Origin of the sequence: Staphylococcus sp. HMSC069D12, assembly GCF_001810405.1 — a bacterium.
Lineage (GTDB): Bacteria > Bacillota > Bacilli > Staphylococcales > Staphylococcaceae > Staphylococcus > Staphylococcus haemolyticus.
The window spans coordinates 41,474-59,380 of sequence record NZ_KV801100.1; the positions used below are offsets into that span (position 1 = coordinate 41,474).

A 17,907-nucleotide genomic window follows, 5' to 3' on the forward strand; every position below is an offset into this window, starting at 1 on the left:
TAGAAAGGGTGGTACTTAATGGCTAAGACAAATAAGCAAATGTCAGAAGAACTTGATAAGAAGCTAGATGCTTTAGAGTATTTAAAAGACGAAAGTAATTATTTACGTGGGACAATTGAGCAAGGCTTAGCAGACCCACTTACTGGTGCTATTTCAGATGATGACACTAAATTATTGAAATTCCATGGTAGCTACCAACAAGATGATAGAGATTTACGTGACGAACGTCGCAAGCAGAAATTAGAACCAGCTTACAGCTTTATGATTCGCGTGCGTCTACCAGGAGGAACAGCTACACCTGAACAATGGATTGCCATGGATGACATTTCTAATAATTATGCCAACCAAACGTTGAAATTAACAACACGTCAGACTTTCCAATTTCACGGCATTTTAAAAAGAAATTTAAAAACATCTATGAAGAAAATTAATGAGTCTGTACTCGATACGATTGCGGCATGTGGGGACGTGAATCGTAATACAATGTGTAATCCTAATCCATATCAATCTCATATTCATAAAGAGATTAATGATTATGCAACTAAAATCAGTGACCATCTATTACCTAAGACAAATGCCTATCATGAAATTTGGTTAGATGGAGAGAAAGTATTAGATTCTTCAGAAGAAATTGAACCAATGTACGGTAAGAAATATTTACCACGTAAGTTTAAAATTGGTATCGCCTTACCACCATCTAATGATATTGATGTCTATTCACAAGACATCGGACTTATCGGTATCGTTGAAGATGAAACACTTGTCGGATTTAATGTCACAGTTGGTGGCGGTATGGGTATGACGCACGGAAATACAGATACGTACCCACAAGTTGGTCGTTTAGCTGGTTTCGTTCCTAAAGAACAAGTCGTTGATGTTTGTGAGAAAATCTTAACAATTCAACGTGATTATGGTAATCGTGAGAACCGCAAGAACGCACGATTCAAATATACAGTTGACCGCTTAGGTGTGGATAAAGTTGTAGAAGAACTAAATACACGTTTAGGATGGGAAATTGAAGAACCACGTGATTTTGAATTCGAACATAATGGCGATCGTCTAGGTTGGATTGAGGGCGACGAAGGTGTTTGGAATTATACTTTATTCATTCAAAATGGACGTGTTAAAGATACAGAAGATTATCAATTGAAAACGGCATTACGAAAAATTGCAGAAACACATACGGGTGACTTCAGATTATCTCCTAACCAAAATTTAATTATTGCAAATGTAACTCCAGAGAAAAAAGAAGAAATTCAAAGTCTTATCGATCAGTATGGTTTAACAGATGGTAAAAATTATACGGGATTAAGACGTAATTCAATGGCATGTGTCGCGTTCCCAACATGTGGATTAGCGATGGCTGAGTCAGAACGTTATTTACCATCATTAATCTCTAAGATTGAAGACTTATTAGATGAAGCGGGTGTGGATGATGAAGAAATCACAATCCGTATGACTGGATGCCCAAATGGTTGCGCTAGACCAGCACTTGCAGAAATTGCATTTATAGGTAAAGCACCTGGCAAATATAATATGTATTTAGGCGGTGGCTTCAAAGGTGAACGTTTAAATAAATTGTACAAAGAGAATATTGGAGAACAAGAAATTCTTGAAAGTCTACGTCCAATTCTTATGGATTATGGTAAAGAACGTCTTGAAGGTGAGCATTTTGGTGACTTTGTCATACGTTCGGGCGTTGTTGCTAAAGTTCATGGAGGACAAGACTTCCATAGTTAAAGTTTGAGATAAGTTATTTTAAACGGGGTGACAACATGGGGAAAGTGTATTTAGTAGGAGCAGGACCTGGTGATCCTGATTTATTAACTATCAAAGGTATGAAAGCCATTCAAATGTCAGATGTGATTTTATATGATCGCCTAGTCAATAAAGACATTTTAGATTTAGCTAAACCAGGGACAAAGTTCTTTTATTGTGGTAAAGACCCGAATAGACATTCATTACCGCAAGAAGAAACGAATCGGATGTTGGTTAATTTAGCAAAAAAAGGACATGTTATTACTCGTTTAAAAGGTGGTGACCCGTTTGTCTTTGGCCGAGGTGGTGAAGAGGCAGAAATATTGGCACAACATCAGATTGCATTTGAAATTGTGCCTGGTATCACTTCGGGCATTGCTGCACCAGCTTATGCAGGCATTCCTGTCACGCACAGAGATTATAGTTCGTCAGTTGCTTTTGTGACAGCAGTTAATAAACCTGGTATGTCTAAAGATGATTATTGGGCACATTTAGCGCATGGTCCAGAAACACTTTGTGTTTATATGGGTGTTAAACGATTACCAGAAATTTGTGACCTACTTATTGAACATGGTAAATCAATTGACACGCCTGTCGCACTTGTTAATTTAGGAACGACGACTTCTCAAAAAACAATTGATGGTACGTTAGGTAACATCGTTGAAAAAGCGTCAGAAATAAAAAATCCTGCTATGATTATTATTGGCGATGTTGTCCAAATGCGACAAAAAATTAGTTGGTTTAAAGAACAAACTACGGATTTAGAAATGACCTTACCTTAATTATTAATAATAAAAAAGAATAATCATAAAAGGAGGATACAATATGAGCAACATGCCACTTATGATTGATTTACAAAATAAAAAGATTGTCATTGTTGGTGGTGGGAAGGTAGCAACTCGACGAGCAAAGTCATTAGTTGAATACTGTTCTCATGTTCATATTGTTAGTCCTTCAATCACCAAAGAATTACATACTTTATTTCAGCAACAGCGATTGACTTGGGCTGAAAAAATGTTTGAACCACAAGATATTAGTCACGCATTTCTAGTTATTATTGCGACAAATCAACCAGAGGTAAATCAACATGTTAAAGATAGTTTGCCAGAAGGTACATTGTTAAATCACGTTGCAGATGCTTCTGCGGGGAATGTGACGTTTCCTAGTATGCTTAGACGTGGCAAATTGACTATTAGTGTATCTACAGATGGTGCAAGTCCTAAACTAGGTCGACAAATTATATCGACATTGCAAGACACTTACGATGAACGTTATGAAAGTTATATCGATTTTTTATATGAAAGTAGACAACTTATTAAAGCATCAACGATAGAGCCATCTAGAAAGCAAGCGTTATTACAACATGTATTATCTGAGGACTATTTGGATGAGGAGAAACAAAAAGAATTCAAGCGATGGCTTCAATCACAAGTTTAATGTCAGGGGGGATGTGATATATGAGAAAATTATTTATATTTGCATTAGCTGGTTTTTTAGCCCAACTTGTTGATGGTTCACTTGGCATGGGATTCGGTGCCTCATCATCATCAATATTATTAACTTATGGGATTGCACCAGCCATTGTATCGGCAACTGTACATTTTTCAGAAATAGCTACAACTGCTGCATCAGGAACATCACATTGGAAATTTGAGAATGTGCATAAGCCCACCATGTTAAAGTTAGCTATTCCAGGTGCTATAAGTGGATTTATTGGTGCAGGTCTACTTACACAAATACATGGAGATTATATTAAGCCATATATCGCATTGTTCTTACTTTCAATGGGTATATATATTTTGTATCAATTTTTATTTAAAAGAAATAGAGAAATTCATACACATGTTGGTAAGTTGAGTGGTTTCAAACTTGTGCCTCAAGGTGCTATTGCCGGATTCTTAGATGCGATTGGTGGAGGTGGCTGGGGACCAGTAAATACACCTTTGTTATTAGCTAGTCATAAGATTCAACCACGATATGCAATTGGTACTGTATCGGCGAGTGAGTTTTTTGTAACGTTATCAACGTCATTGAGTTTCATCATCTTCTTAGGTATTACTCAGATTAATTGGTGGTTTGTTATTGCGTTAAGTGTCGGCGGTATGATTGCAGCACCTATCTCTGCATATTTAACAAAAATATTACCAATTAATATTTTAGCCATTTGTGTTGGTGGCTTAATCATCTTCACAAATAGCAATGCATTAATGACTTATTTCGTACATGATGACACAATTTCAAATATTGTAAGATTCGCAATTATTTGTGCGATTGTGATACTTGTTATTATCACTGTGATTCGCAACAAAAAATTGTCTTTTTCTTGAAAATAAAACCGAGTAAACTAATCTAATTAATTGGAAAAGGAGTTATCAAAAATGACAACACATGAACAGATTATTAATTATACGATTAAACCACATGGTGGTACATTAATTAACCGCGTAGTAGAAGGTGAAGAAAGAGATCATCTTTTAGAAGCAGCACAATCATATAAAGTGATTACTTTAAATCCTTGGTCAATTTCTGACTTAGAATTAATCGGTATTGGTGGTTTTAGTCCGTTAACAGGATTTATGGGTGAGGCTGACTACACTAAAGTTGTTGAAGATACACATCTTGAAAATGGATTAGTGTGGAGTATTCCGATTACACTACCAGTTACTGAAGAAGAAGCGGATAAATTAGAAATCGGTGATGACATCGCATTATATGGTGAAGATGGCGAATTATATGGCACATTGAAATTAGAAGAAAAGTACACATATGATAAGAAAAAAGAAGCTCAAAATGTGTATGGTACGACTGACGAGGCACATCCAGGTGTTAAAAAGGTTTATGACAAAGGGAATGTTTACCTTGCTGGACCAATTCAATTAATTAATCGACCTAAACATGATGAGTTCTCTGATTTCCATTTAGACCCAGCAGAAACACGTCAATTATTCCATGATTTAGGGTGGAAGACTGTCGTTGGATTCCAAACAAGAAATCCTGTACATCGTGCGCATGAATATATTCAAAAATCTGCATTAGAAATTGTAGATGGTCTTTTACTTAATCCGTTAGTAGGAGAAACGAAATCAGATGATATTCCAGCGGACGTTCGTATGGAAAGTTATCAAGCTATCTTAAAGAACTACTTCCCTAAAGATAGAGCGCGTTTAGTCATTTATCCTGCGGCAATGCGTTATGCTGGTCCACGTGAAGCAATTCTACATGCCACAGTACGTAAAAACTATGGTTGTACACATTTCATTGTTGGACGTGACCATGCAGGAGTGGGCGATTATTATGGCACATATGAAGCACAAGAATTAATTTCTCAATTTGAAGATGAACTAGATATTCAAATATTGAAATTTGAACATGCATTTTATTGTGAGAAATGTGGCAACATGGCTACTGCTAAAACATGCCCACACGACGCATCAGAGCATGTACATTTAAGTGGTACTAAAGTAAGAGAAAAACTAAGAAATGGTGAATCATTACCTACAAAATTCTCTAGACCTGAAGTAGCTGAAGTCTTAATCAAAGGGTTAAAACAAAATTAATTCGGAGGGATTTAGCATGAGTCAATCAAGTAATATTACATGGCATGATTCTGAAGTTACTAAGTCAGATAGACAACAACAAAATGGTCATAAAAGTGTAGTGATATGGTTTACAGGATTATCAGGATCTGGAAAATCAACTGTATCAGTAGAACTTGAAAAAGCTTTGTTCCAATTAGAAAAACATTCTTATCGATTAGACGGCGATAATGTAAGACATGGTTTAAATAAGAATTTAGGCTTTAGTCCAGAAGATCGTAAGGAAAATATTCGACGCATTGGTGAAGTAAGTAAATTACTTGTAGATGCGGGAACAATTGCTATAACAGCATTTATTTCGCCTTACAGAGCTGATCGTGATGAAGTTCGTGAAATTTTAGAAGATGGAGAATTCATTGAAGTTTACACAGAGTGTAGCGTGGAAGCATGTGAACAACGTGATCCTAAAGGTCTTTATAAAAAAGCGCGCTCTGGTGAAATAAAAGAATTTACTGGTATAAGTGCGCCGTATGAAGCACCACATCAACCAGAAATTACGATTAATACAGAACATCAAAGTGTAGAAGAATCAGTAAGTACTATTATTGAATATTTGAAGAATAAAGAAATTATTTAAAATTATTATGCGTGTGAGGCTGGGACAAAATAAAATGTCTCAGCCTATTTTATCATTTTGTTAGTAGCTGACTGATTTGAAAATGTACTTGAATCAAGCTTTTTTCAAACCTAGTCATCCTTGCCTGGTAGGCGGGGCTCCAGCAAAGAGAATTTCCTAAAGAAATTCTACAGGCTAAGCAAGTTGGGGTTCGGGGCCCCAGCAAAGAGAATTTCCTAAAGAAATTCTACAGGCTAAGCAAGTTGGGGATACAACGAAATAAATTTTGAGAAAATATTATTTCTGTCCCACTCTCATACTCTTTTTTTGCATATCGTCTTAAATTAAAGTCAGATTTCTGATAAAATTATGAAAACGTTTTCTATATAAGTGAAAAGCGTACTTCGAAATAAGGGGGAATTCACATGCAAGGGGATAGTATGTGGTTAACAATAATGGGGATAATCATTATCGGCTCAATTGTTGGACTTTTAATTGCAAAAAAGATTAGTCCGGTCGTTGGTATGATTTTAATTCCTAGTATTGGTGCTTTGCTATTAGGATACGGCATTAAAGATTTAGTTAAATTCTTTAATAGTGGTTTAGAATCTGTGATGAGCGTAGTCATCATGTTTATCTTCGCAATTATATTCTTTGGCATTATGACTGACAGTGGACTGTTCAAACCTATTGTCAAACGACTTATATTAATGACTCGCGGTAATGTAGTCATTGTTTGTATTGTCACAGCATTGATTGGTATGTTTGCACAATTAGATGGTGCAGGTGCTGTCACTTTCTTATTATCAATTCCTGCATTATTACCACTATATAAAGCTTTAAACATGAACAAATACTTATTAATTCTTTTACTAGCAATTAGTGCTGCGATTATGAATATGGTGCCTTGGGGCGGACCAATGGCTCGTGTTGCTTCTGTATTGAAAGTGAAAAGTGTTAACGAATTATGGTATGGCATCATTCCAGTACAATTGATTGGCTTCGTGTTAGTACTTATCTTCGCAACTTATTTAGGGTTTAGGGAAAAGAAACGAATTAAGAAGGCAATCGATAACGGTGAAGTAGAACCTACATTAAACATTGATATTCATCGACTTGTGAAAAATTACGAACGAGATCAAGACATTAAGTTTCCTGTAAGAGGACGCGCGCTCAAACATGGTTGGGTAATTTGGGCCAATGTATTGTTGACGATTATCGTATTAGTTATGATGTTAGCTAACATTGCACCGCCAGAATTTGCCTTTATGATTGGTGTTGCAATTGCATTAGTGATTAACTTCCCAAATGTGGATGAACAAATGAACCGTCTAAAGGCACATGCACCAAATGCATTAATGATGGCTGCAGTTATTATAGCAGCAGGTATGTTCTTGGGTGTTTTAGAAGAGACAGGTATGTTAAAGTCAATTGCTTTAAATTTCATTAAGATCATTCCTGATGCAGTTGGACCATTTTTACATATCATTGTTGGTTTCTTTGGTGTTCCACTTGATTTACTTACAAGTACAGATGCGTATTATTTCGCGTTACTTCCTATAGTAGAACAAACTGCAAGTCAATTTGGTATTAATCCAGTTTCAACAGCATATTCAATGGTAATCGGTAATATTGTAGGAACATTTGTAAGCCCATTCTCTCCTGCATTATGGTTAGCTATTGGTCTCGCTGAGGCAAATATGGGTACATATATTAAGTATGCATTCTTTTGGATTTGGGGATTTGCGATTGTGTTATTAGGCATAGCAGTATTAATTGGTACAGTTACAATCTAAATTACTAGATACAGTACGTTGTTAAAAGATTTAAATTGAATAATTAAACTCATATTCCTCCTTATAAGTATGTCGCTGATGTCTTATAAGGGGGGATTTGATTTTTATCATTACTATTATAAAAAATACTTCCAAAATATCCTCGCCAAACCTTGAAAACGATTCATATTTCCCACTGTTCATGAAATAAAACATCTTTAAAATTATCAGATATTTTACAAGTCGGGTATATACATTGTTGATTAATATAGTATAAGCACTGTCATAGAAGTGTTTTTATAATTGTAATATAAGTCTATGTTTATTACATGAAACGTAAAATTATTATGATTCATTTACAAACCCTTAACATTCCACACAAACCCTTGTGTGTCTGTTAGAGTATGTCTTGTCGTTATTTAACGAGGAAAAATTTTTAAAACTATTTTGAATCAAATGATTTAAAATTTCTGATATGTCAATTGCAGGTAGCCACGAGAAAAAATAAGCTTTAAACATTCTAGGAGGATATTTTATTATGAAAAAGATCGCTACAGCTACAATCGCAACAGCAGGTATTGCAACATTCGGATTAGCACATCAAGATGCAGACGCAGCGGAAAACAATAATGGATATAACCCTAATGACCCATATTCATATAGTTACACTTACACAATTGACCAACAAGGTAATTATCATTATGAATGGCAAGGTAACTGGAGCCCATCTCAAGCTCAACAAGGTGGTCAACAAAACACTGGCAACCAAGCAGTAAACAATACTCAATCAAACAATAACTACAACTATAATTACAATAACAATCAATCAAACCAATACACTCAATCATACACAGCAAACAATAATGCTGGCGGTGGTTTAGGTGCTAGTTATTCAACTTCAGATCGTAACGTTAAAGTCACAACTCAAAACGCACCAACTACACAATCAACTAGTTCAAGTTCTAGTAGCGAAGCATTAGCTGGTAAATCAAGTGGAGGTTCTAACCTTTACACTGCAGGTCAATGTACGTATTATGTATATGACAAAGTAGGCGGTAAAATTGGTAGTACTTGGGGTAACGCAAATAACTGGGCAACTGCAGCAGCTGCAGATGGCTACACAGTTAATAACACACCTAAAGCAGGTGCAGTAATGCAAACATCTCAAGGTGCATACGGTCACGTTGCATATGTTGAAAGTGTAAACGATGATGGTTCAGTTAAAGTTTCAGAAATGAACTATAATGGTGGACCTGGTGTCGTTTCATCACGTACAATCTCAGCTAGCCAAGCTGGTTCATACAACTACATTTCATAATTTGAAATCACTTTTAACCACGATTCCTTATCATACGGAGTCGTGGTTTTTTTGAGAAAAGACTGTGACAAGATAGGTCTTCGTGTGATTGAAGCTCAAGCATAAAGGGAAACATAATATAAAGATGAATAATGCTTAAAGAATATTATGTTTAATTGTGAAGGAGGGTGAGTAGAGATGACGTTTGATGTGATTAAGTGGATTATATTAGCTCTAATTGCTATTGTAACTATTGCGATTATTTGTGGCCTCATTTGGGGTTCATTATTAGAAGAACGAGCATATGATAAACGCTCTAAAAAAGAAAAACGAAAAGAAACTGAGAAAAATTTAGAAATGGCAAAAGGTCATACTGATAATAAAGGTGTAGATGGTGACTATGAAGAGGCACCAACTAAAGAAGGAACGCTCAAAGATGAGCATATTAATCATCGTGAGAAATAATGATTATAAAACCCTTGGAAGATGCTATATCAAGCATACTTTCAAGGGTTTTTAAATTGAATAGTAAGGTTGAATGTTCACATTTTATTTACATTTAATATCTCAATTTTTCTTCATTTCTATACTTTTAACATCTGCAAGTGATAAACTATGTATGTTAAAAAAATCACAATAATTTTCAGAAAAGTTAGGAGCTTTCATCATGCTACTGTTTGTAGTAGAAATCATCATAATGATACTGGCTATTATATTAGGGCTTCGCACAGCTGGTGCATTAGGGTGTGGTATCTTCGCCATTGTGGCACAACTCATTATGATTTTTGGTTTTCAATTGCCTCCAGGTTCAGCGCCTGTCACTGCAGTTTTAATCATTTTATCTATTGGTATCGCAGGTGGTACTTTACAAGCTACAGGAGGAATAGACTATTTAGTCTTTCTTGCTTCTAAAATTATCGAGCGTTTCCCGAAATCCATTATTTTTATCGCACCAATGATTGTCTTTCTGTTTGTATTTGGTGTAGGTACCGCAAATATTGCGTTATCTTTAGAACCTATTATTGCTAAGACTGCTGTTAGAGCAAATATCCAACCTAAACGACCACTCACCGCATCTGTTTTGACTGCAAATTTAGCTTTATTATGTAGTCCTGCAGCATCAGCAACAGCTTACATCATATCAGTAATGGCTGGTTATCACATTTCAATGGGACAATATTTAAGTATTGTATTACCTACAGCGATTATTACGATGTTAATGTTAAGTGTCTTTTGTACATTTGTTGGTCGTAAGACAACGGTCACTGTAAGTGAAATTGCACATACGCCTGAAGTGACAGTCAAACAATCATTTACAATGAAAACCAAATTAGGCGTAGTTGGATTTTTATTATGTGTTGTAGGTATATTAACTTTTGGTATTTTTCCAAATTTAATGCCTTCATTTAATGTTGATGGTGAACAAGTTAAAGTAACTATGACGGAAATCGTCCAATTCTTTATGTATTTGAGTGTCGCAATCAATTTATTAATGATGAAGATTAACACGAGTGATATATTGTCATCTAATATTGCGCAATCAGCTATTGGTGCACTCTTTGCAGTACTTGGCCCAGGTTGGTTAGGTGCTACTGTATTTAATGCGCCGCAAAATTTAAAAATTATACAAGACGATATTGGACAAACAATTCAATCTATACCTTGGCTAGTCATTGTCTTAGTTGCCATAGTAGCAATGATCGTTATCTCGCAAACTGCAACAGCCTCCATTATGGTGCCGATTGTCATGAGTATGGGTATTCCACCAATGTATTTCATTGCAATGGTCCAAACGCTTAATGTCAATTTCGTCATTCCAGCACAGCCAACATTATTATTTGCAGTTAATCTAGATGAGACTGGACGCACACGTGCAACAAGTTTTATTATTCCAGGATTCTTTGCGATTGGTGTATCGATCGTGGTTGGATTTCTAATTAAATTTTTATTGGGATTATAGATTGTAAGGCCACTAATTTTGGGTAAATACTCAAAGTTTAGTGGTCTTTTCTTTTGAAAATGAACAGGTATTTTAAAAGAATTCAAATAAATATAAATTCATAATAACAGTATTATTATGCGAAATTAATGCAATATAAAATTTGTTAAATACGTTAAGTTTAAATTTAACACTGTTGTTATGGCAATTTTTAAAGCTTTAAAATATGTCTGAAATATATATTTATTCAATAAACAGAAAAGTATAATTTGAATGGAATTTGCATTTTTATTTAATTTTAGATATCGTCATTATGTGAATAAACCGTGACAAGAAAGTGGTTTTTAATTTTTATCGAAACAACAATTTTGAGGAGGAACATAATTGAAACGAGAAAAAATTATGGATTGGCCGACTTTTATAGGGACGGTAATCGTATTACTTGTAGCTGTTACACCGATGATGGTATTTCCTAAAGCTAGTGAAAAAGTAATTACCGATATCAATAGCGCAATTTCCAATTCAATTGGATCCGTGTATTTATTTATGGGATTAATCATTCTATTCTTTGTACTATATATTGCATTCGGTCGTTATGGCAATGTAACACTTGGAAAGGCGACTGATAGACCAGAATTCAATAACTTTAGTTGGGCATCTATGCTCTTCTGTGCAGGTATTGGATCGGATATTTTATATTGGGGTGTCATTGAGTGGGCATTCTATTATCAAATACCACCGAATGGTGCGAAAGCGATGTCTGATGAAGCACTTACATATGCAACACAATATGGGATGTTCCATTGGGGACCAATCGCTTGGGCAATCTATGTGTTGCCAGCGTTACCTATTGGTTATTTAGTATTTGTTAAGAAACAACCAATTTATAAAATCAGTCAAGCATGTCGTCCAGTTTTAAAAGGACAAACGGATAAATTCTTAGGGAAATTAGTGGATATATTATTTATTTTTGGTTTACTAGGAGGCGCAGCAACATCACTTGCTCTTGGAGTGCCAATGATTTCTGCTGGTATAGAGAAACTTACAGGAATCGATGGAGAGAATATGGTTGTGCGTTCAATCATTTTATTAACAATCACAGTAGTATTCGCAGTCAGTTCGTATTCTGGCTTGAAAAAGGGAATTCAAAAATTAAGTGATGTTAACGTATGGCTATCATTCTTATTATTAGGCTTTGTATTTATTGTTGGGCCTACTGTATTTATTATGGAAACAACGATTACAAGCTTTGGTAATATGTTGAGAGATTTCTTCCATATGGCCACTTGGATGGAACCTTTTGGTGGCATTAAGGGACGTAAAGAAACGAATTTCCCACAAGACTGGACAATATTCTATTGGTCATGGTGGTTAGTATATGCACCGTTTATCGGTCTATTCATCGCACGTATTTCAAAAGGACGTCGTCTTAAAGAAGTCATTCTAGGTACTATTATTTATGGTACACTAGGCTGTCTATTGTTCTTTGGTATATTTGGAAACTATGCTGTGTATTTACAAATTACAGGTGAATTTAATGTGATTAACTTTTTAAATACACACGGCACTGAAGCAACGATTATTCAAGTAATGCATCAATTACCATTCTCATCATTAATTGTTGTATTGTTCTTGATTTCTGCTTTCTTATTCTTGGCGACAACATTTGATTCAGGTTCATATATTTTAGCTGCCGCATCTCAGAAAAAAGTTGTTGGAGAACCATTAAAGGCTAACCGTCTATTCTGGGCATTTGCGTTATGTCTTTTACCGTTCTCTCTTATGTTAGTTGGTGGTGAACGTGCGCTAGAAGTATTAAAAACAGCATCCTTACTGGCGAGTGTACCGTTAATTGTCATATTTATTTTTATGATGATATCGTTTATTATTACGCTTAATACAGATCGGATTAAACTGGAGACAAGAGCGGATAAACATAAAGAAATTGAGAGACGTTCATTACGTATTGTGCAAGTTAAAGAAAAATCAGATGATGATGACAACTTATAAATAAAAAAGAGCTAGCAGATTCTTCAAAGTTTTACACTTTAGAAAATCTGCTAGCTTTTTTAAATATCTTCTTTTTCTGGAATTGGGTAATGTTCGAATATCTGTCCACTTTCAATGGCATTACTTAAGTTTTCTAACCATTTACAATATTGCTTTGTGTGGTCTAATTGAGCTTGGATTTTATCGACTTCTGCTTTAGCATGTTCGTCTAAGTCAGCATTTTTTAATGTTTCGTCTAACAGTAATTGTGCTTTTTCGACCGCTTCTAAATTAGTATCAACTTCACGTTCCCACTTTTGTGTAAAGAAATTTCGGAAAAAATGGAAGAAGTTTTTTTCTGCAATGAAATGTTGTTTTCTGCTACCACGCGTAAATTGTTGTTTTACGATGTCGAATTCTTGTAATTTCTTGACACCAGCACTCATGCTAGGTTTGCTCATTTGTAAATGCTCACGCATCTCATCAAGCGTCATGCTTCCTTCGAAGACCATTGTGCCGTATAAATTGCCAACGCTACGATTCGTACCGTACAAATCCATCGTTTCACCGATTGAGTTAATCACAAGGTCTTTTGCTTCTTCAATTTTTTGATCATAATTCGTTGAACGTGCCATAGTGCACCTCCATTGTTACTTAGTAATTTTTCAAAAGAGAAATAAACGATGATGTTTATTTTTTCGATTCTAAATCATTATAAAGTGTTTGATGAAAAGTTTCAAAATCGCATATTCATTATTAGCACTTTTGATACTAAAATTTCAAGTTTATGTAAAAAATGTGCAGATATGTGTCGTTTGCAAGACTGTAAAAAGTGTGATAACCTAGTTTTGTAAAATTCGTTAAATAAAAATTTAACAAACTTAACGGAGGTCGTTTGATGGAACTTGTAGAGAAATTGTCTAATCGTCAATATATCGATGGTGAATGGGTAGAAAGTTCAAATAAAAATACAAGAGATATTATTAATCCTTATAACCAAGAAGTTATCTTTACGGTTGCAGAAGGTACTGCTGAAGATGCAGAAAGAGCAATACTTGCAGCACGTCGCGCATTTGAAGATGCCGAGTGGTCACTAGAAACAAGTGAAGTCAGAGGTAAAAAAGTAAAAGCAATTGCGGATAAAATAACAGAAAACCGTGATGAATTAGCCAAATTAGAAACTTTAGATACTGGTAAAACGTTAGAAGAATCATATGCGGATATGGATGATATAGCTAATGTATTTACTTACTTTGCAGGTTTAGCAGATAAAGATGGTGGTGAAATGATAAATTCACCAATTCCTAACACTGAGAGTAAAGTAGTTAAAGAACCTGTAGGTGTAGTTACTCAAATCACACCTTGGAACTATCCGTTACTTCAAGCTTCATGGAAGATCGCACCAGCTTTAGCAACAGGATGTTCACTCGTTATGAAACCAAGTGAAATTACGCCATTAACTACCATTCGTGTATTCGAATTAATGGAGGAAGTTGGCTTCCCTAAAGGCGTTATCAACTTAGTATTAAGTAGCGGTGAGGAAATTGGAGATACGTTATCAGGTCATGAAGAAGTAGACTTAGTTTCATTCACAGGCGGAATTGAAACAGGTAAACATATCATGAAGAATGCGGCCAATCATGTAACTAACATCGCTTTAGAACTTGGTGGAAAGAACCCTAATATCATTTTTGATGATGCTGACTTTGAAGTTGCAGTAGATCAAGCGTTAAATGGTGGTTACTTCCACGCAGGTCAAGTATGTTCGGCAGGTTCACGTATATTAGTACACAACGATATTAAAGCTGACTTTGAAAAGGCATTAATCGATCGTGTCGGCAAAATTAAACTTGGTAATGGTTTCGATGATGATACAGAAATGGGACCAGTGATTTCTACGGAACATCGCAATAAGATTGAAGGTTACATGGAAATTGCAAAAGAAGAAGGCGCTACAATCGCGATTGGTGGTAAACGTCCAGAACGAGAAGATTTACAAGCTGGTTTGTTCTTTGAACCAACAGTGATTACAGATTGTGATACTTCAATGCGTATCGTTCAAGAAGAAGTCTTTGGACCAGTTGTGACAATTGAAGGATTTGATAGTGAAGAAGAAGCAATTAAATTAGCTAATGATTCTATTTATGGTTTAGCCGGTGCAGTATTCACTAAAGATATCGGTAAAGCACAACGTGTAGCTAATAAATTAAAACTTGGTACAGTTTGGATTAATGATTTCCATCCATACTTTGCACAGGCACCTTGGGGTGGCTATAAACAATCAGGTATTGGACGTGAACTAGGTAAAGAAGGCTTGGAAGAGTACTTAACTAGTAAACACATCTTAACTAACACAAACCCAGAACCAGTCAACTTCTTTAGTAAATAACAAGTCCATGCTAGAACTTTAGAGTCGTTATATTGATTAACTATGCGACTCTATTTATTTGAGTTATAAAGTTGTACGTATCGAACTTAAAACATGAAATAAAAAGACATAATAATCAATTTAAGGGAGGACGAATTTATAATGAGTAAAAAGAATTCATATGATTACGTCATTATTGGTGGCGGTAGTGCAGGATCAGTATTAGGTAATCGTTTAACAGAAGATAAAGATAAAGAGGTATTAGTGTTAGAGGCAGGACGTAGTGACTATCCTTGGGATTTATTCATTCAAATGCCAGCAGCATTAATGTTCCCATCAGGTAATCGTTTTTACGATTGGATTTATCAAACGGAAGAAGAACCGCATATGGGACGTAAAGTAGACCATGCACGTGGTAAAGTGCTTGGTGGCTCTAGTTCAATTAATGGTATGATTTACCAAAGAGGGAATCCAATGGACTATGAAGGATGGGCTGAACCAGAAGGTATGGAATCATGGGACTACGCACATTGTTTACCATACTTTAAACGTCTAGAGAAAACATACGGTGCTACACCATTTGATCAATTCAGAGGACATCACGGTCCAATTAAATTAAAACGTGGACCTGCAACAAATCCTTTATTCAAATCATTCTTTGATGCCGGTGTAGAAGCAGGTTACCATAAAACAAAAGATGTGAACGGATATAGACAAGAAGGGTTTGGACCGTTTGATAGCCAAGTGCATAATGGTCGTCGTGTTTCAGCATCAAGAGCTTACTTACACCCAGCAATGAAACGTAAAAACTTAACTGTTAAGACTCGTGCATTTGTCACTAAAATTCATTTTGATGGTAACAAAGCAACAGGGGTAACATTTAAACGTAATGGTAGATATCATACTGTTGAGGCTGGTGAAGTTATCTTATCTGGTGGAGCGTTCAACACGCCTCAATTATTACAATTATCAGGCATTGGTGACGCAGAATTCTTGAAATCTAAAGGTATAGAACCACGTATGCATTTACCAGGTGTTGGTGAAAACTTCGAGGACCACTTAGAAGTATATATTCAACACGAATGTAAAGAGCCTGTGTCACTTCAACCTAGCTTAGATGTTAAACGTATGCCATGGATTGGTTTACAATGGATATTCGCGCGTAAAGGTGCAGCAGCATCAAATCACTTTGAAGGTGGTGCTTTCGTAAGATCAAATAATCAAGTTGCATACCCTAACTTAATGTTCCACTTCTTACCAATTGCTGTAAGATATGATGGACAAAAAGCACCAGTAGCACATGGTTACCAAGTTCACGTAGGTCCTATGTATTCCAATTCACGTGGTAGCTTGAAAATTAAATCAAAAGACCCGTTTGAAAAACCAAGTATTGTCTTTAATTACCTTTCAACTAAAGAAGACGAACAAGAGTGGGTAGAAGCTATTCGAGTAGCCAGAAATATATTAGCACAAAAAGCAATGGATCCATTTAATGGTGGTGAAATTTCACCAGGACCATCAGTACAAACAGACGAAGAAATCTTGGATTGGGTACGTAGAGATGGTGAAACAGCATTGCATCCATCTTGTAGTGCTAAAATGGGACCTGCCTCAGATCCAATGTCTGTTGTTGACCCATTAACAATGAAAGTTCACGGTATGGAAAATTTACGTGTTGTTGACGCTTCGGCTATGCCTCGTACAACAAACGGTAATATTCATGCACCAGTTTTAATGCTTGCTGAAAAAGCAGCAGATATCATCCGTGGTAAGAAACCATTGGAACCGCAATATGTAGATTATTATAAACATGGCGTAAGCGATGAAAACGCTGGCGCAATGGAATTTGATCCATATTACCAACACTAATTATAAAATACTATATTAATAATCTAGAACCAGTATAATTAATAAATCAATGTTACTTTACAAATTTGCAGTAGCTGACTGAATTGAGAAGGCGTTTAAATTAAGCTTTTATTAGTTCTAGTTATCCCTGAAGGGGGAGTGGGACAATGAATTCAAAATGAATTCTGACTCACTCCCCCTTTTCTATTTAACTTTTGATTTTAAACATTCAGAACAATATCACGTTATTAAAACCTTCTTAGTCATCAAAGTTTGATATTATAGATAGAAAGAAGTGATTGAGAAGGGCGGATGAATACCTCTTGAATACTAATTATGAAATCACGTTTGACACTAAGAAGGATGATATAGCCTCTGATTATTTATCACTTAATTTAATTTTAAAAGGTAACGTCACATGTCAATGTGAAAATCAAAATAAGCACTATCATGTTGGAGATTTAATATTAATCAATAGCTATCAAAACTTTTTGATTTTAGAAGATTCAGATGTAATTTATATGTCGCTCCGACTGTCTAATAATTATTTTTCTCATTACATTGAAGATAAGAATATTTATTTTCATTTTGAATCGGTTCCTAAACAACAATCTAAATAATTAACGATAATCATTTTACAGAGGCGTATACAAGCATTTATCAAAGCTTGCATATGCTTCTTTTTTTCGGGAAAAGCAGACTATAAAATGGATGTAACATTTAATCATGTTTGGAACATATGAAACCGTGACACAACATTGTTAAAAGAGAAAAGCATATA

The 17,907-nt window shown here is 35.3% G+C and carries 14 protein-coding genes; 13 read left to right on the forward strand and 1 reads right to left on the reverse strand.

Annotation, left to right across the window (positions count from 1 at the left end):
* Positions 1-18 precede the first annotated feature (18 nt).
* From cysI to HMPREF2737_RS03350, 11 genes are all read left to right on the forward strand, one after another.
* A complete protein-coding gene (gene cysI / locus HMPREF2737_RS03300; RefSeq protein WP_037551515.1) occupies positions 19-1,740 on the forward strand; it encodes an assimilatory sulfite reductase (NADPH) hemoprotein subunit in 1,722 nt (573 codons plus the stop codon).
* Between the two features lie 35 nt (positions 1,741-1,775).
* The gene (gene cobA / locus HMPREF2737_RS03305) at positions 1,776-2,540 is read left to right on the forward strand and encodes a uroporphyrinogen-III C-methyltransferase (protein WP_037551516.1); all 765 of its coding nucleotides are present in this window, start codon (positions 1,776-1,778) and stop codon (positions 2,538-2,540) included.
* A gap of 43 nt (positions 2,541-2,583) precedes the next feature.
* On the forward strand, positions 2,584-3,195 hold the full coding sequence (locus tag HMPREF2737_RS03310) for an NAD(P)-binding protein (protein WP_037551517.1): 612 nt from the start codon (positions 2,584-2,586) through the stop codon (positions 3,193-3,195).
* 20 nt (positions 3,196-3,215) lie between these two features.
* On the forward strand, positions 3,216-4,085 hold the full coding sequence (locus HMPREF2737_RS03315; protein WP_011274744.1) for a sulfite exporter TauE/SafE family protein: 870 nt from the start codon (positions 3,216-3,218) through the stop codon (positions 4,083-4,085).
* 51 nt (positions 4,086-4,136) lie between these two features.
* On the forward strand, positions 4,137-5,315 hold the full coding sequence (gene sat, locus HMPREF2737_RS03320; RefSeq protein WP_037551519.1) for a sulfate adenylyltransferase: 1,179 nt from the start codon (positions 4,137-4,139) through the stop codon (positions 5,313-5,315).
* A gap of 16 nt (positions 5,316-5,331) precedes the next feature.
* Entirely contained in the window at positions 5,332-5,931 is a 600-nt protein-coding gene (cysC, locus tag HMPREF2737_RS03325; protein WP_037551520.1) for an adenylyl-sulfate kinase, read from the forward strand.
* Between the two features lie 404 nt (positions 5,932-6,335).
* The gene (locus HMPREF2737_RS03330; protein ID WP_037551521.1) at positions 6,336-7,706 is read left to right on the forward strand and encodes a CitMHS family transporter; all 1,371 of its coding nucleotides are present in this window, start codon (positions 6,336-6,338) and stop codon (positions 7,704-7,706) included.
* Between the two features lie 517 nt (positions 7,707-8,223).
* The gene (locus HMPREF2737_RS03335; protein WP_037551522.1) at positions 8,224-9,003 is read left to right on the forward strand and encodes a CHAP domain-containing protein; all 780 of its coding nucleotides are present in this window, start codon (positions 8,224-8,226) and stop codon (positions 9,001-9,003) included.
* A gap of 177 nt (positions 9,004-9,180) precedes the next feature.
* The gene (locus HMPREF2737_RS03340; protein WP_037551523.1) at positions 9,181-9,447 is read left to right on the forward strand and encodes a hypothetical protein; all 267 of its coding nucleotides are present in this window, start codon (positions 9,181-9,183) and stop codon (positions 9,445-9,447) included.
* Between the two features lie 202 nt (positions 9,448-9,649).
* Positions 9,650-10,942 (forward strand): anaerobic C4-dicarboxylate transporter family protein, encoded by a 1,293-nt coding sequence (locus HMPREF2737_RS03345; protein WP_037551524.1) that lies wholly within the window; start codon positions 9,650-9,652, stop codon positions 10,940-10,942.
* A 363-nt stretch (positions 10,943-11,305) separates the two neighbouring features.
* Positions 11,306-12,931 (forward strand): BCCT family transporter, encoded by a 1,626-nt coding sequence (locus HMPREF2737_RS03350; protein ID WP_037551525.1) that lies wholly within the window; start codon positions 11,306-11,308, stop codon positions 12,929-12,931.
* Positions 12,932-12,990: 59 nt separating this feature from the next.
* Here HMPREF2737_RS03350 and HMPREF2737_RS03355 read toward each other — a convergent pair whose 3' ends face one another.
* A complete protein-coding gene (locus HMPREF2737_RS03355; protein WP_037551526.1) occupies positions 12,991-13,545 on the reverse strand; it encodes a choline uptake/conversion transcriptional regulator CudC in 555 nt (184 codons plus the stop codon).
* Between the two features lie 263 nt (positions 13,546-13,808).
* On the opposite strand from HMPREF2737_RS03355, the gene betB reads away from it, so the two are divergent.
* On the forward strand, positions 13,809-15,299 hold the full coding sequence (betB, locus tag HMPREF2737_RS03360) for a betaine-aldehyde dehydrogenase (protein ID WP_037551527.1): 1,491 nt from the start codon (positions 13,809-13,811) through the stop codon (positions 15,297-15,299).
* 141 nt (positions 15,300-15,440) lie between these two features.
* Positions 15,441-17,147, forward strand: coding sequence for a choline dehydrogenase (gene betA / locus HMPREF2737_RS03365; protein WP_037551528.1), 1,707 nt, complete (start codon positions 15,441-15,443; stop codon positions 17,145-17,147).
* Positions 17,148-17,907 lie beyond the last annotated feature (760 nt).

Excerpts from the sequence above, each read along its gene's own strand:
- cobA (WP_037551516.1), top strand. The coding sequence starts at position 1,776 with ATGGGGAAAGTGTATTTAGTAGGAGCAGGACCTGGTGATCCTGATTTA.
- HMPREF2737_RS03340 (WP_037551523.1), top strand. The coding sequence starts at position 9,181 with ATGACGTTTGATGTGATTAAGTGGATTATATTAGCTCTAATTGCTATT.
- betB (WP_037551527.1), top strand. The coding sequence starts at position 13,809 with ATGGAACTTGTAGAGAAATTGTCTAATCGTCAATATATCGATGGTGAA.
- HMPREF2737_RS03335 (WP_037551522.1), top strand. The coding sequence starts at position 8,224 with ATGAAAAAGATCGCTACAGCTACAATCGCAACAGCAGGTATTGCAACA.
- betA (WP_037551528.1), top strand. The coding sequence starts at position 15,441 with ATGAGTAAAAAGAATTCATATGATTACGTCATTATTGGTGGCGGTAGT.
- HMPREF2737_RS03355 (WP_037551526.1), bottom strand. The coding sequence starts at position 13,545 with ATGGCACGTTCAACGAATTATGATCAAAAAATTGAAGAAGCAAAAGAC.
- cysC (WP_037551520.1), top strand. The coding sequence starts at position 5,332 with ATGAGTCAATCAAGTAATATTACATGGCATGATTCTGAAGTTACTAAG.
- HMPREF2737_RS03310 (WP_037551517.1), top strand. The coding sequence starts at position 2,584 with ATGAGCAACATGCCACTTATGATTGATTTACAAAATAAAAAGATTGTC.
- cysI (WP_037551515.1), top strand. The coding sequence starts at position 19 with ATGGCTAAGACAAATAAGCAAATGTCAGAAGAACTTGATAAGAAGCTA.
- HMPREF2737_RS03345 (WP_037551524.1), top strand. The coding sequence starts at position 9,650 with ATGCTACTGTTTGTAGTAGAAATCATCATAATGATACTGGCTATTATA.
- HMPREF2737_RS03315 (WP_011274744.1), top strand. The coding sequence starts at position 3,216 with ATGAGAAAATTATTTATATTTGCATTAGCTGGTTTTTTAGCCCAACTT.
- HMPREF2737_RS03330 (WP_037551521.1), top strand. The coding sequence starts at position 6,336 with ATGCAAGGGGATAGTATGTGGTTAACAATAATGGGGATAATCATTATC.
- sat (WP_037551519.1), top strand. The coding sequence starts at position 4,137 with ATGACAACACATGAACAGATTATTAATTATACGATTAAACCACATGGT.